Source organism: Aeromonas sp. sif2433 (assembly GCF_019218705.1).
Taxonomy (GTDB): domain Bacteria; phylum Pseudomonadota; class Gammaproteobacteria; order Enterobacterales; family Aeromonadaceae; genus Aeromonas; species Aeromonas encheleia.
Window position 1 is genome coordinate 465,918 of record NZ_JAHUXD010000002.1, and the last position, 13,044, is coordinate 478,961.

General features: G+C 62.7%; 12 protein-coding genes. 8 read left to right on the forward strand and 4 right to left on the reverse strand.

The genetic code is table 11. The features are described from left to right. The 3 genes from arsB to KW825_RS05140 form a co-directional block, all read right to left on the reverse strand. Window positions 1–1,065 (reverse strand): ACR3 family arsenite efflux transporter, encoded by a 1,065-nt coding sequence (gene arsB / locus KW825_RS05130; protein WP_218328452.1) that lies wholly within the window; start codon window positions 1,063–1,065, stop codon window positions 1–3. 96 nt (window positions 1,066–1,161) lie between these two features. Continuing rightward, complete coding sequence (locus KW825_RS05135) at window positions 1,162–1,530, reverse strand: helix-turn-helix transcriptional regulator (protein ID WP_218328530.1); 369 nt, start codon at window positions 1,528–1,530, stop codon at window positions 1,162–1,164. A gap of 99 nt (window positions 1,531–1,629) precedes the next feature. Then, a complete protein-coding gene (locus KW825_RS05140; protein ID WP_218328453.1) occupies window positions 1,630–1,941 on the reverse strand; it encodes a helix-turn-helix transcriptional regulator in 312 nt (103 codons plus the stop codon). 113 nt (window positions 1,942–2,054) lie between these two features. Between KW825_RS05140 and KW825_RS05145 the strand changes: the two genes are divergently transcribed. After that, window positions 2,055–3,131, forward strand: coding sequence for a permease (locus KW825_RS05145; protein ID WP_218328454.1), 1,077 nt, complete (start codon window positions 2,055–2,057; stop codon window positions 3,129–3,131). A 392-nt stretch (window positions 3,132–3,523) separates the two neighbouring features. Next, window positions 3,524–4,852 carry a 30S ribosomal protein S12 methylthiotransferase RimO gene (gene rimO, locus KW825_RS05150; protein WP_218328455.1) on the forward strand — a complete coding sequence of 443 codons (1,329 nt, stop codon included), beginning with the start codon at window positions 3,524–3,526 and terminating at the stop codon, window positions 4,850–4,852. On the opposite strand, the gene KW825_RS05155 is transcribed toward rimO, so the two are convergent. Continuing rightward, window positions 4,794–5,144 (reverse strand): hypothetical protein, encoded by a 351-nt coding sequence (locus KW825_RS05155; protein ID WP_218328456.1) that lies wholly within the window; start codon window positions 5,142–5,144, stop codon window positions 4,794–4,796. The genes rimO and KW825_RS05155 overlap by 59 nt on opposite strands. Before the next feature lie 295 nt (window positions 5,145–5,439). On the opposite strand from KW825_RS05155, the gene KW825_RS05160 reads away from it, so the two are divergent. The 6 genes from KW825_RS05160 to KW825_RS05185 all read left to right on the forward strand — a co-directional run bounded on the left by KW825_RS05160 (window position 5,440) and on the right by KW825_RS05185 (window position 13,011). Further along, window positions 5,440–7,125, forward strand: a complete 1,686-nt coding sequence (locus KW825_RS05160) for an ABC transporter substrate-binding protein (protein WP_218328457.1) — start codon at window positions 5,440–5,442, stop codon at window positions 7,123–7,125. A 117-nt stretch (window positions 7,126–7,242) separates the two neighbouring features. After that, window positions 7,243–8,226, forward strand: coding sequence for an ABC transporter permease (locus KW825_RS05165; RefSeq protein WP_042652618.1), 984 nt, complete (start codon window positions 7,243–7,245; stop codon window positions 8,224–8,226). A 1-nt stretch (window position 8,227) separates the two neighbouring features. Further along, window positions 8,228–9,142 carry an ABC transporter permease gene (locus KW825_RS05170; RefSeq protein ID WP_052445689.1) on the forward strand — a complete coding sequence of 305 codons (915 nt, stop codon included), beginning with the start codon at window positions 8,228–8,230 and terminating at the stop codon, window positions 9,140–9,142. Then, window positions 9,139–10,161 (forward strand): ABC transporter ATP-binding protein, encoded by a 1,023-nt coding sequence (locus tag KW825_RS05175; protein WP_218328458.1) that lies wholly within the window; start codon window positions 9,139–9,141, stop codon window positions 10,159–10,161. Before KW825_RS05170 ends, KW825_RS05175 begins: the two co-directional genes overlap by 4 nt. 11 nt (window positions 10,162–10,172) lie before the next feature. After that, window positions 10,173–11,165 (forward strand): ABC transporter ATP-binding protein, encoded by a 993-nt coding sequence (locus KW825_RS05180; RefSeq protein WP_218328459.1) that lies wholly within the window; start codon window positions 10,173–10,175, stop codon window positions 11,163–11,165. 100 nt (window positions 11,166–11,265) lie between these two features. Next, window positions 11,266–13,011 (forward strand): glycoside hydrolase family 9 protein, encoded by a 1,746-nt coding sequence (locus KW825_RS05185; RefSeq protein ID WP_218328460.1) that lies wholly within the window; start codon window positions 11,266–11,268, stop codon window positions 13,009–13,011. The last annotated feature ends 33 nt before the right edge of the window (window positions 13,012–13,044 follow it).

Below are 13,044 nucleotides of genomic sequence, written 5' to 3' on the forward strand. Positions count from 1 at the left end.
TTAGTGGCGCAGTCCCGCCTCGTACCAGGGTTTGCTGGCGTTGACCACGCGCACCACCAGCAGCATGACCGGCACCTCGATCAGCACCCCGACCACGGTGGCGAGCGCCGCACCTGAGTGGAAGCCGAACAGGCTGATGGCGGCGGCCACCGCCAGTTCGAAGAAATTCGATGCCCCGATCAGCGCGGAGGGACCGGCGACCGAGTGCTTCTCCCCCACCTTGCGGTTGAGCCAGTAGGCCAGCCCCGAGTTGAACAGTACCTGGATCAGAATAGGCACCGCCAGCAGGGCAATCACCAGCGGCTGCTCGATGATGGCGTTGCCCTGAAAGGCAAACAGCAGCACCAGAGTGAGCAGGAGAGCGGCCACCGACCAGGGCTGGATGCGGGCCATGACACCATCGAAACTGGCCTGCCCCTTTTGCAGCAGCGCCTTGCGTAGCAGCTGGGCAATCACGACCGGGATGACGATATAGAGCACCACAGAGGTGAGCAGGGTATCCCAGGGCACCACTATGCTGGAGACCCCGAGCAGCAGCGCCACCAGCGGGGCGAAGGCGAACACCATGATGAGGTCGTTCACCGCCACCTGCGACAGGGTGAAGTAGGGATCGCCGTTGGTGAGGCGACTCCAGACAAACACCATGGCGGTGCAGGGGGCGGCTGCCAGCAGGATCAGCCCCGCCACATAGCTGTCCAGCTGATCCGCCGGCAGCCAGTCGGCAAACAGCACGCGGATAAACAGCCAGCCGAGGAAGGCCATGGAGAAGGGTTTGACCAGCCAGTTGATAAAGAGGGTGACCCCAATCCCCTTGAGGTGACCCTTCACCTGATGCAGGGCGCCAAAGTCGATCTTGAGCAGCATGGGGATGATCATCACCCAGATGAGCAGCCCCACCGGCAGGTTGACCTTGGCCACCTCCATGGCGCCGATCGCCTTGAACAGATCCGGCAATCCCTGCCCCAGACCAATGCCCACCAGAATGCAGAGGGCGACCCAGGCGGTGAGATAACGTTCAAAAAAGCCGATGGCCGGTTGGGCCTTGGCATCAGATACGACAGACATAGCGACTCCCGATGCCGGTCAGCCCGGCATCCTGTTGATTAACGACTGATGGGGATAGATAAGAAAAATGTCGGGCAGAGGCCCGCGAGCCCACGCTTATTCCCGCTCACAGCAGGGCTGCGCGGGCAGAACATGGGGAGAGCAGGCGGACTCGGCGCGCATCATGCCGCACGCCTCGGGGTGGCCGGCGCAGCACTCCTCGGTGAGATAACCGATCAGGTCCAGCATCAGGGGAATGTTGGCGCGGTAGCGCAGAAAACGCCCCTCCTGCGCCACCGACAGCAGGCCGGCATTGAGCATGGCCTTGAGGTGAAACGACAGGGTATTGGGGGCGATGTCGAGCTCGCTTGACAGCTCCCCTGCCACCCGCCCCTCCAGCCCCGCCTTCACCAGCAGCCGCCACACATCCAGCCGAATGCCGGAAGAGAGCGATTCGAAGACCCTGGTGGCCATCTCTTTGTTCATGCCGTTCATGTTCATCCCCTTGCAAGACTCATGATTTCAACTATACAAGAACTATTGAAATGATCAAGACCACTCCCCCGCAGGAGCCACAGTCCGCGGTCAGGCGCGCGGCGTCGCCGGGTGAGCGCCATTGACGCAGCACTCTTCCTGCAGGAACTGGATAATCCCCTCCAGCACCCCGTATTGCGAGACGCAGTAGAGGGTACGGCTCTCCCGCATCTGCACCACCAACCCCACCGACACCAGCGCCGCGACATGATGGCTCAGGGTCGAGGCCGGGATCCCGAGCTGCTTTTGCAACTCGCCCACCGGCAATCCCTGCTCACCTGCCTTGACCAGGTGTTTGAAGATAAACAGGCGGGTGGGATGACCCAACTCCTTCAACGCCTTGGCAACCTCTTCCAACTGCATCACGCATCACTCCGGCTCGACAGATATTTCGACAATACCAGAAATATCTTGATCACCGCTATATTTCGAATATTTTAGAAATATAGATTTTATGACGAGAGAGGATAATTGCGATGAACGATTGGTTTGCCATGCTGACGCAGTCCGCCTGGATGTTTCTGTTGCTGGCCGTCGAGCTGTCGGCGCTGTTTCTGGTGATCAGTGTCGCTGTCAGCCTGATACGCCAGAGGCTCCCCGACGAGAAGATCCAGGCCATGCTGGGGGCACGAAGAGGCAGGGGCTATGTGATTTCGGCGGCGCTGGGGGCGCTGACCCCTTTCTGCAGTTGCTCGACCATCCCCATGTTGCGCGGGCTCTTGTCAGCCAGAGCCGGTTTTGGGCCAACCCTGACCTTCTTGTTTGTCTCGCCGCTGCTCAATCCGATCATCGTCGGTCTGATGTGGGCCACCTTCGGCTGGCAGGTGACGCTGCTGTATGTCGTCATCGCAGCCAGTGTCTCAGTGCTCGCGAGCATGCTGCTGGACACCCTGGGGTTCGAACGCCACGTCATAGACCCCAAATATGCCAAGCAAGGGGGCTGTGCCACGAATGGCGGCGCCTCAATCCCTGAGTCAGCCGGTGTGAAGGCCGCCGCTTGCGGTGCGAGCAGCCCCATCAAGTCGCTCAAACCGGTCAACGCGGCACCATACTGCGGCGCCCCGCAACCAGAGGCAGCCGCGAGCATCTCCTGCTGCGCCGACGGCACTGCGGCCCTGACTCAGGCGCCGGTGATCCCCACGGCATTCGCCAAGGCGCGCTCCGATGCCTGGCAGCAATTCAAAGAGGTCCTGCCCTACCTGCTGCTGGGAGTGCTGATAGGGTCATTTATCTACGGCTTCATCCCTGCCGAGTGGATAGCCGCCCATGCTGGGGCCGACAATCCCCTGGCCATTCCGTTCAGTGCGGTCGTGGGCATTCCGCTCTATATCCGGGCCGAGGCGGTGATCCCTCTTGCGTCGGTATTACTGGACAAAGGCATGGGCATGGGCGCCGTCATGTCCCTCATCATTGGCAGTGCGGGCGCCAGCCTGACCGAGGTGATCCTGCTCAAGTCAATGTTCAGAACCCCCATGATCCTGGCATTTCTGACCGTGATCCTGAGCATGGCCATGCTGATGGGGTGCCTCACTCAGTGGTTACTCCCCTTCTGAGGCGTGCCATTCCTGAACAAGCGGGGCCTATGGCCCCGTTTTCTGCCGGTGGATATACCCAGCCCTGCTCTCCCGGGTTGGCTGATGCCAGTCTGGCGTCGCCATGGAACGCCTCATAGGATCGCAGTGCACCCCGTGGCCATGCCAGCCCCGGTGCCTGTCGCCGCCATCAGCCCTGAGGCCCTTGCCCGCCGTCCAGCGTGCCCGGCAGGCAGAAGCGGCACCTTCATATTCCCGCCCCCGATGAGTAGCCGGATCCTCTCACTCGATCGCCAGCACGCCGACCACCACAAAGATTGTTCCGCTCCGTTTCACCAGCTGTATAGTTTTTGGTTAGCCATTCCGGTAAAATCCGCGCCCTTATAAGAGAGCCACCTAAGAGTGATTGAGCGATGTCCAACATAAAACAGGCCCCCAAAGTAGGATTCGTCTCCTTGGGTTGCCCCAAAAACCTGGTCGATTCCGAGCGCATCCTGACCCAGCTGCGTACCGAAGGGTACGACGTGGTGCCCAGCTATGACGATGCGGAACTGGTGGTGGTCAACACCTGCGGTTTCATCGACAGCGCGGTACAGGAGTCTCTGGAAGCCATCGGCGAGGCCCTCGCCGAGAACGGCAAGGTGATAGTCACCGGTTGCCTCGGCGCCAAAGAGAACCAGATCCGCGAGATCCACCCCAAGGTGCTCGAGATCACCGGCCCCCACGCCTACGAAGAGGTGCTGGGTCACGTCCACAAATACGTGGCCAAGCCGGATCACAACCCCTTCACCAGCCTGGTGCCGGCCCACGGCGTCAAGCTGACCCCCCGTCACTACGCCTACCTCAAGATCTCCGAAGGCTGCAACCACCGCTGCACCTTCTGCATCATCCCCTCCATGCGCGGGGATCTGGTGAGCCGCCCCATCGGCGAGGTGCTGGCCGAGGCCAAGCGCCTGAAAGAAGCCGGCGTGAAGGAGATCCTGGTGATCTCCCAGGACACCTCCGCCTACGGTGTGGACGTCAAGCACCGCACCGGTTTCTACGACGGCATGCCGGTCAAGACCAGCATGGTGGCCCTGTGCGAGGAGCTGGCCAAGCTCGACATCTGGGTACGCCTGCACTACGTCTATCCGTACCCGCACGTGGATGACGTCATCCCGCTGATGCGCGATGGCAAGGTGCTGCCCTACCTCGACATCCCGCTGCAGCATGCCAGCCCGCGCATCCTGAAGCTGATGAAGCGCCCCGGCACCGTCGAGCGCACCCTGGAGCGCATCCAGAAGTGGCGCGAGATCTGCCCCGAGATCACCCTGCGTTCCACCTTCATCGTCGGCTTCCCCGGCGAGACCGAAGAAGAGTTCCAGATGCTGCTGGACTTCATCGACAAGGCGGAGCTGGACCGGGTCGGCTGCTTCAAATACAGCCCGGTGGAAGGCGCCAAGGCCAACGAGCTGCCGGATCCGGTAGCGGAAGAGATCCAGGAAGAGCGTTTCCAGCGCTTCATGGAGCTGCAACAGCGGGTCTCCATCCGCAAGCTGGCCCGCAAGGTCGGCCAGGAGATGCTGGTGCTGATCGACGAGGTGGACGAAGAGGGTGCCACCGGCCGCTCCTTCGCCGATGCCCCCGAGATCGACGGCCTGGTCTATCTGAACGGCGAGACCGGCCTCAAGCCCGGCGACCTGGTCAAGGTCCGCATCGATGAAGCGGACGAATACGATCTGTGGGCCAGCCTGGTGGGCTAAGCCCTGCCACAGCCAGGATGCCGGCCATGCCGGTGCCCATGAGAAGCCAGTCGGCACACGCCGACTGGCTTTTTTTATGCCTGTTATTTCTGGCGCCATAACCAAGAAACAGGAGCATGGCGCCGGCAGGATCCGGAGCCAAGCCAGCGGCGGCTGCGCTCTTTTCCTCCCCTGCCGGCACAAGCTTCGCCTCGGTGAGCCCGATCACGTCCTCGACCGAATACCCGCCTCTTGTTTCAAGTACAAAAAAAAGCCAGCCGCCAGGATAAAAATCGAGCACGATCCAGTTCACAGTATCGTCTTCGAACTGTCATAAAGGGTGACTTGGTGTTTCCTGAGAATTAATGCAACTATATAATTTTAAAGGTTTAAAAATACAAATTGACGATAATGACGAGGCGGCTCTAGTTTTTACGATATCGACGAAATGAAGAGTTGTTGTTTTCCTGTTAATTCTGCTTTTCTAAGGGCGTTGGATGACACAACTACAAGGGTGCAAAACCTGACCAACATAGAGGGCCGATATCCAAGCATGCGATCTCGGCGCTCCATTCCAAACATGGAAGACCAATAAGAAAGGACAAAATATGCTTGCCAAAGTATCCAAAATCGCTACCTCAGTCATGCTGGGGACCCTGATGCTCGCCGGTGCCGCCGGCACCGCCATGGCCGCCGAGAACAAGACGGTGCTGACCCTGGTCGCGCAACAGGAAACCGCATGGGTTAAAAACTTCAACCCCTTCCTGCAGGCCGGTCTGCTGCACACCACCCGTCACTTCATCTATGAGCCGCTGGTGATCTTCAACGATATGCAGGGTGGCAAACCCGTCTATCGTCTGGCCACCAACTACGCCTTCAGCGATGACTTGAAGTCGGTCACCTTCGATCTGCGCGACGGGGTCAAATGGTCCGATGGTGAAGCCTTCACCGCCGACGACGTCATCTTCTCCTTCAACCTGGTCAAGGCCAACAAGGCGCTGGATGAGCGCTCCATCTGGACTCAGATCAAGAGCATCGAGAAGCTGGGTGAACACAAGATCAAGTTCGACCTGACCGAGGTCAACACCAACGTGGTGAACGACATAGTGCTGGTGCCCATAGTGCCCGAGCACCAGTGGAAGTCCGTCAAGGATCCGGTGGCCTTCACCAACGACAAGCCGGTCGGTACAGGCCCCTTCACCGAGGTGGACAACTTCTCCGCCCAGCTCTACACCCAGTGCCGCAACCCGCACTACTGGGACAACGCCAACCTCGCCATCGACTGCATCCGCATGCCGCAGATGGCCACCAACGACCAGGTACTGGCCGCGGTGATGAAGGGTGACGTGGACTGGTTCGGTTCCTTCGTGCCGGACATCGAACGCCTCTACGTCGGCAACGATCCGAAGAACAACAAGTACTGGTTCCCCGCCTCCGGCACAGTGGCGTTCAACGTCAACTTCCAGAGCAAGAACCCGGGCAACCACGAAGCCTTCAACGACATCAACTTCCGCCGCGCCTTCTCCATGGCGATGGACCGTCAGTCCATGGTGGACATCGCGGGCTACGGCTACCCGACCGTCAACGAATACCCGTCTGGTCTGGGCAAGGCGTTCGCCTCCTGGGACAACCCGGATGTCGAGAAGAAATACGGCCAGTTCAACAAGTTCGACCTGGAAGGTGCCAAGGCACTGCTGAAACAGGCCGGCTACAAGGACTGTGACGGCGACAAGTTCCTCGACACCCCGAGCTGCAAGAAGATCGAGTTCAAGGTGCTGGTACCGAACGGCTGGACCGACTGGGTCAACACAGTCCAGATCGGGGTCGAAGGCCTGCAGGCGCTGGGCCTGAACGCCAAGACCTCCACCCCGGAGGCCACCGTCTGGACCGAGAACCTGATCACCGGTGACTTCGACGTCGCCCTGCAGGGTTACTTTGCCGGTGCCAACCCGCACAAGTACTTCGAGACCGCCTTCCACTCCCGCAACATGGGTGAGCGCGGCAACCGCTTCGCGGCGCCTCGCTACAAGGATCCGGCCCTCGACAAGCTGATCGATGACTTCACCCAGACCGCCGATGCGACCAAGCAGAAGGAGATCATGTTCGCCATCCAGGAGCGTGTCGGCGCCAACCAGACCATCATCCCGGTGTTCAACAACCCGACCTGGTACGAATACAGCACCAAGCGCTTCAATGGCTGGTTCAGTGCCGACAACCCGGTCGCCAAACCGCAGCTCCACCCGGACACCCCGGAGCGTCTGCTGCACGTGTTGTCACTCAAGCCAAACAGCTAATCACCTCGGCCCCCTGCGGGGGGCCCTCTTCCCCGCCATGTCTTCCATCCCCCGTATCGCTCGGGGTTGGGGGAGCTTTGCCCGGCGCGGGGCAGGCTTGCAGTAAAAGGTATCACCATGGGATTTATACTGAGACGTTTCTCCTTCTATCTGGTCGCCTTCCTGGTGGCCGCCACCATCAACTTCCTGCTACCCAGAGCCATGCCAGGGGATCCCGTCTCCGTCATGTTTGCTCGGGCCGGCGCCATGATGGAACCCGCCGCCCTGGAAGCCCTCAAAGCCACCTTCGGTTTCGTTGACGGCCCTATCAGCACCCAGTTTCTCGCCTATGTGAAAAGTGTCTTCACCTGGGATCTCGGCACCTCGGTGCGTTATTACCCGCAGCCGGTTGCCGACGTGCTCGGTCGCGCCATCGGCTGGACCCTGTTCCTGGTGGGCACCTCCACCATCATCAGCTTCTCCATCGGTTCCATCGTCGGCATCTTCGCCGCCTGGTATCGGGGGGGACGCATGGACAGCATCCTCTCACCGCTCACCCTGGTGATGCAGGCCATACCGCCGGTGGTGGTCTCCCTGCTCGCCCTGTTCCTGTTCGGGGTCAGCCTCGGCTGGCTGCCCATCGGCTACGCCTACAGCCCGGAGATCAAGGCCGATTTCGGCTGGGAGCACATCAAGAGCATCATGCTGCACGCCATCATGCCGGTCGGCACCCTGGCCCTGGTGCAGATCGGCGGCTTCCTCATCACCATGCGCAACAACATGATCAACCTGCTGGGGGAGGACTACATCACCATGGCCAAGGCCAAGGGACTCTCCAACAACAGGGTCATCTTCAACTACGGCGCCCGCAACGCCGTGCTGCCCAGCGTCACCGCGCTCTCCATGGCGCTCGGCTTCGTCATCGGCGGCTCCCTCATCACCGAGGTCATCTTCAACTACCCGGGCCTGGGGCTGACGCTCTATCAGGGCATCCTGGCGCGCGACTACCCGCTGATCCAGGGGCAGCTGCTCATCATGACCATCACCATGCTCAGTTTTAACTTCCTGGCCGACATGCTCTACGTCTTCCTGGATCCCCGTCTGCGTACAGGAGGCAAATAAGATGCGCATGCCGACCATCCTCAAGATCCTATTGGGCAACAAGAAAGCCGCCTTCGGTCTCGCCATCGTGGTCACCTTCGTGCTGATGGCGCTGTTTGCCCCGCTGCTCGCCAGCAACGAACCGACCAAGCGGGTCGCCCGCCCCCACCAGCCCCCCAGTATGGAACTGGTGATGGGCTCCAACCGCATGGGCCACGATCTCTGGTCCCAGTTCACCCATGGCGCCCGCATCTCGCTGCTGGTGGGCTTCGGGGCCGGCCTGCTGGTCTGCGCCCTGGCCATCAGCATCGGCATCACCGCCGGCTACTTCGGCGGCGTGATCGACGAGTGCCTCACCTTCCTGATGAACGTCATGCTGGTGATCCCGGGGCTACCGCTACTGCTGGTGCTGGCGAGCTTCATCGGGGAGGCCTCCCCCATGGTGATAGCCCTCATCATAGGGCTCACCTCCTGGGCCTATGGCGCCCGCGTCATCCGTGCCCAGACCCTGGCGCTGCGGGAAAAAGAGTTCGTCATCGCCGCCGAGGTGCTGGGGGAGCCGGCCTGGCGCATCATCCTGGTGGAGATACTGCCTAACCTCATCTCCATCATAGGGGTGAGCTTCATCGGCTCCATCATCTACGCCATCGTCACCGAGGCGACCCTGGAGTTCCTGGGGCTCGGCGATCCGACCGTGGTCAGCTGGGGAATCATGCTCTACAACGCCCAGACCTCGAGCGCCATCCTGGTGGGCGCCTGGTGGGAGATCCTGGCCCCCTGCTTCGCCATCGCCATCCTGGGCGCCGGCCTCGCCATGCTCAACTTCGCCATCGACGAGATAGCCAACCCGCAGCTGCGCTCCCACAAGGGATTACGCCGCTGGAAGAAACTGGCCGCCCCCGTTCCCGTCACCGCCGCTCAGGAGAAGACAGCATGAGCCTGCAACAACCCCTGCTGTCGGTGCGCAAGCTCTGCGTCGACTACATCACCGAGAGCGGCGACGTGCGCGCCGTCAACTCGGTCAGCTTTGACATCATGCCGGGGGAGGTGTTCGGCCTCGCCGGCGAGTCCGGCTGTGGCAAGTCCACGGTCGCCTTCTCGGTGGCCCGGCTGCACAAGCCGCCCGCCTACATCAGCGGCGGCGAGATCCTGTTCAAGGGGGAGAATATCCTCGGCTTCGACGACGCGCGGCTGCGCAGCTACCGCTGGCGCCAGGCGAGCGTGGTGTTCCAGTCCGCCATGAATGCCTTGAACCCGGTGCTGCGCATGGAGGAGCAGTTCTGCGACGTGCTGCTGGCCCACAATCCCGGGCTGACCCGCTACGAGGCCATCAAGCGCGCCCAGGAGTTGCTGGAGATAGTCGACATTCACCCGAGCCGGCTGCGGGACTACCCGCACCAGTTCTCCGGCGGCATGCGCCAGCGGCTGGTGATCGCCATCGCCATGGCGCTCAACCCCGAGCTGCTGATCATGGATGAACCCACCACGGCGCTGGATGTGGTGGTGCAGCGGGAGATCCTGCAGAAGGTTTATGCCCTGAAGGCGAAGTACAACTTCTCCATCCTGTTCATCACCCACGACCTCTCGCTGATGGTCGAGTTCTGCGATCGCATCGGCATCATGTACGCCGGTGAGCTGGTGGAGGTGGCGCCGGCCAAGGCGATCCTGACCGCGCCGCTGCACCCCTACACCAGGGGGCTCGGCAACTCCTTCCCGCCCCTGCACGGCCCGAAAACCGTGCTGGAGGGGATCCCCGGCACCCCGCTCAACCTGCTGGAGGTGCCGGTGGGTTGCCGCTTCCAGGCCCGCTGCGCCAAGGTGCACGCGCGCTGCCGCCAGGAGTATACCGCCCTCGCCGAGATCCGGCCGGGACAACAGACCGCCTGCCACCTCTATGGCATGGCGGAGGAACAACAGGATCTTCCGATCTATCTGGACAAGGCCGCTGGCTGTTAAGGATGTCTGTCATGCAAATCGCCCCAACCGACGCGCCCATCATCGAGGTCCAGCATCTCTACAAGGACTTCTCGGTCAACTCCAATGCCATCAAGAGCGGCAAGATGCGGGCGCTCTCCGACATCACCTTCAACCTGCACCGGGGCCGCGCCCTGGCGGTGGTGGGGGAGTCGGGCTCCGGCAAGAGCACCATCGCCAAGATCATCGCCAAGATGTACAAGCTCTCCAGCGGCCGCATCCTCTACCGCGGCCGGGATCTGGAGGAGTTCAACAAGGGCACCGCCCTGCTCGACTATCGCCAGAGCGTGCAGATGGTGTGGCAGGATCCCTTCGGTTCGCTCAACCCGACCCACACCATCTACCACCACATCGCCCGCCCCCTGCTGCTGCACAGCAAGGTGATCGACAAGAAAGATCTGCCGGACATGGTCCATGCCCTGCTGGAGAAGGTGGGGCTGACCCCGGCCAAGGCCACCGCCGCCAAGTATCCGCACCAGCTCTCCGGCGGCCAGCGCCAGCGGGTCAATATCGCCCGCAACCTGGCGGTGGAGGCGGAAGTGGTGCTCGCCGACGAGCCCACCTCCATGCTCGACGTCTCCATCCGCATCGGCATCCTCAACCTGATGGAGCAGATGAAGAACGAGCTCGGCGTCTCCATGCTCTACATCACCCACGACATCGCCACCGCCCGCTATGTGGCGGAGGATCTGGCGGTGATGTATGTGGGCCACATGGTGGAGTGGGGCGAGGTGGACGAGATCCTGCACCACCCGCAGCACCCCTACACCCAGCTGCTCATCTCGGCGGTGCCGGATCCGGAGAAGAGCATCCACGCCGAGCTGGAGGGGGGCCGCAAGGGGGAGATCCCGCTGTGGACACCCCAATCCTACGGTTGCCCCTTCGCCGGACGCTGCAACCAGGCCATGCCGCGCTGCAAGGAGAGCCTGCCCCCCGTGACCAGGCTCGCCGACAACCACTTCGTGCGCTGCTACCTGCACGAGTGAGCCGGGCGGCATCCGCCGCCCACGCACATCCATGCGGGCCTTAGCGTTAGGCCCGCCAACCGTCTCGCCCATGCTGGCAGACCGAGGGAGTAAGAGCTTGATGGAACTCTTGATCAATCAGGTGGGTTACGATTGTGACGGCCACAAGATTGCCCTGTTGCAGACCGCCGCCGATGCCGACCTCAGCGGTCGGGTGCGGCTGCTGCGCGAGGATGACGGCCAGATCCTGTTTGAGGCCCAGCTGCAGGCCGCCGGCCGGGTGCCGGGCTGGCAGGGCCGCGCCTTCTGGCGGGCCGACTTCAGCGCCTTCACCCGCGCGGGCCACTACCGGCTGGAGGCCGTCACGACCGAGCGGGGCGACGCCACCGCCAGCCCGCGCCTGACCCACTCCCCCCGCTTCGCCATCGGCCCCCAGCTGCTGAGCCGCAGCTGCCTCTCCGACGTGATCCACTACTTCAAGGGCCAGCGCGCCAGCGGCGCCTTCGAGCGGGCCGATCGCGCCGCCCGGCTGTTTGGCAGCGAGCAGCGACGGGATGTGCACGGCGGCTGGTTCGATGCCAGCGGCGACATGAGCAAGTACCTGAGCCACCTCTCCTACGCCAACTACCTCAATCCCCAGCAGACCCCCATGGTGGTGTGGGCCCTGCTCAAGTGCCGGGAGCTGCTCTCTACCCGCACCGACATCGACGGCCTCAACCTGTGCAAGCGGCTCAACGACGAGGCGCTGCACGGCGCCGATTTTCTCTGCCGGATGCAGGACGAGTCGGGCTTCTTCTACATGACCCTGTTCGACAAATGGAGCAAGGATCCCGAGCAGCGCGAGCTGTGCGCCTACGCCACCCAGCAGGGGCGCAAGTCCAGCGACTGGCAGGCGGGCTTTCGGCAAGGGGGCGGCCTGGCCATCGCCGCCCTGGCCCGCGCCGCCCGTGAATCCATGGCCGGCGACTTCGATGCCAGCCGCTATGCCAACGCGGCCAGCAGCGGCTACCTGCACCTGCGCGAGCACAACCTCGCCTATCTGGACGACGGCCGCGAGAACATCATCGACGACTACTGCGCCCTGCTCGCCGCCGTCGAGCTGACCAAGACGCTGGGAGCGGAGTGGCTAGCCGAGGCGAGAGACAGGGCCGGCCGGCTCTGCGCCCGCCAGCGCCCCCACCCCGAGCTCGGCCACTACTGGGGTGCCAACGACGACGGCTCACGCCCCTACTACCATGCCGCCGAGGCCGGGTTGCCGGTGCTGGCGCTGCTGGAGTACCTGGCCGTCGAGCCGGATCCGGCGCGCCAGGCCAGGGTGCGTGCCGTGGTGCAGCAGGCCCTCGCCGCCGAGCTGGCCCTCGCCGCCCAGGCCGGCAACCCCTTCGCCCTCGCCCGCCAATACGTGAAAGGGGTGGATGAGGCGCCCAGGGTGAGTTTCTTCATGCCCCATCACAACGAGTCGGGTTACTGGTGGCAGGGGGAGAACGCCCGGCTGGCGTCCCTCGCCGCCATGGCCTTCGCCGCCGCCCGATCCTTGCCTTCGCCGCTGCAGCATCAGCCCTTGATCTCGTTCGGCCAGCGCCAGCTCGACTGGATCCTGGGGCAGAACCCCTTCAACGCCTGCATGCTGGCGGGACACGGCATCAACAACCCGAGCTACACCGCCGGCTACCCCAATGCGCTCGGCGGGATCTGCAACGGCATCACCGCCGGCTTCGAGGATGAGGCGGATATCGCCTTCATCCCGGAGCAGTATAAGGATCGGCTGGATCAGAACTGGCGCTGGGGGGAGCAGTGGATCCCCCACGCCGCCTGGTTTGCGCTGGCCATCTGCTGGCAGAGCGCCCCCGGAGGCTCCCATGATTGAGACGTACAAGGATCGGCTCGATCATAACTGGCA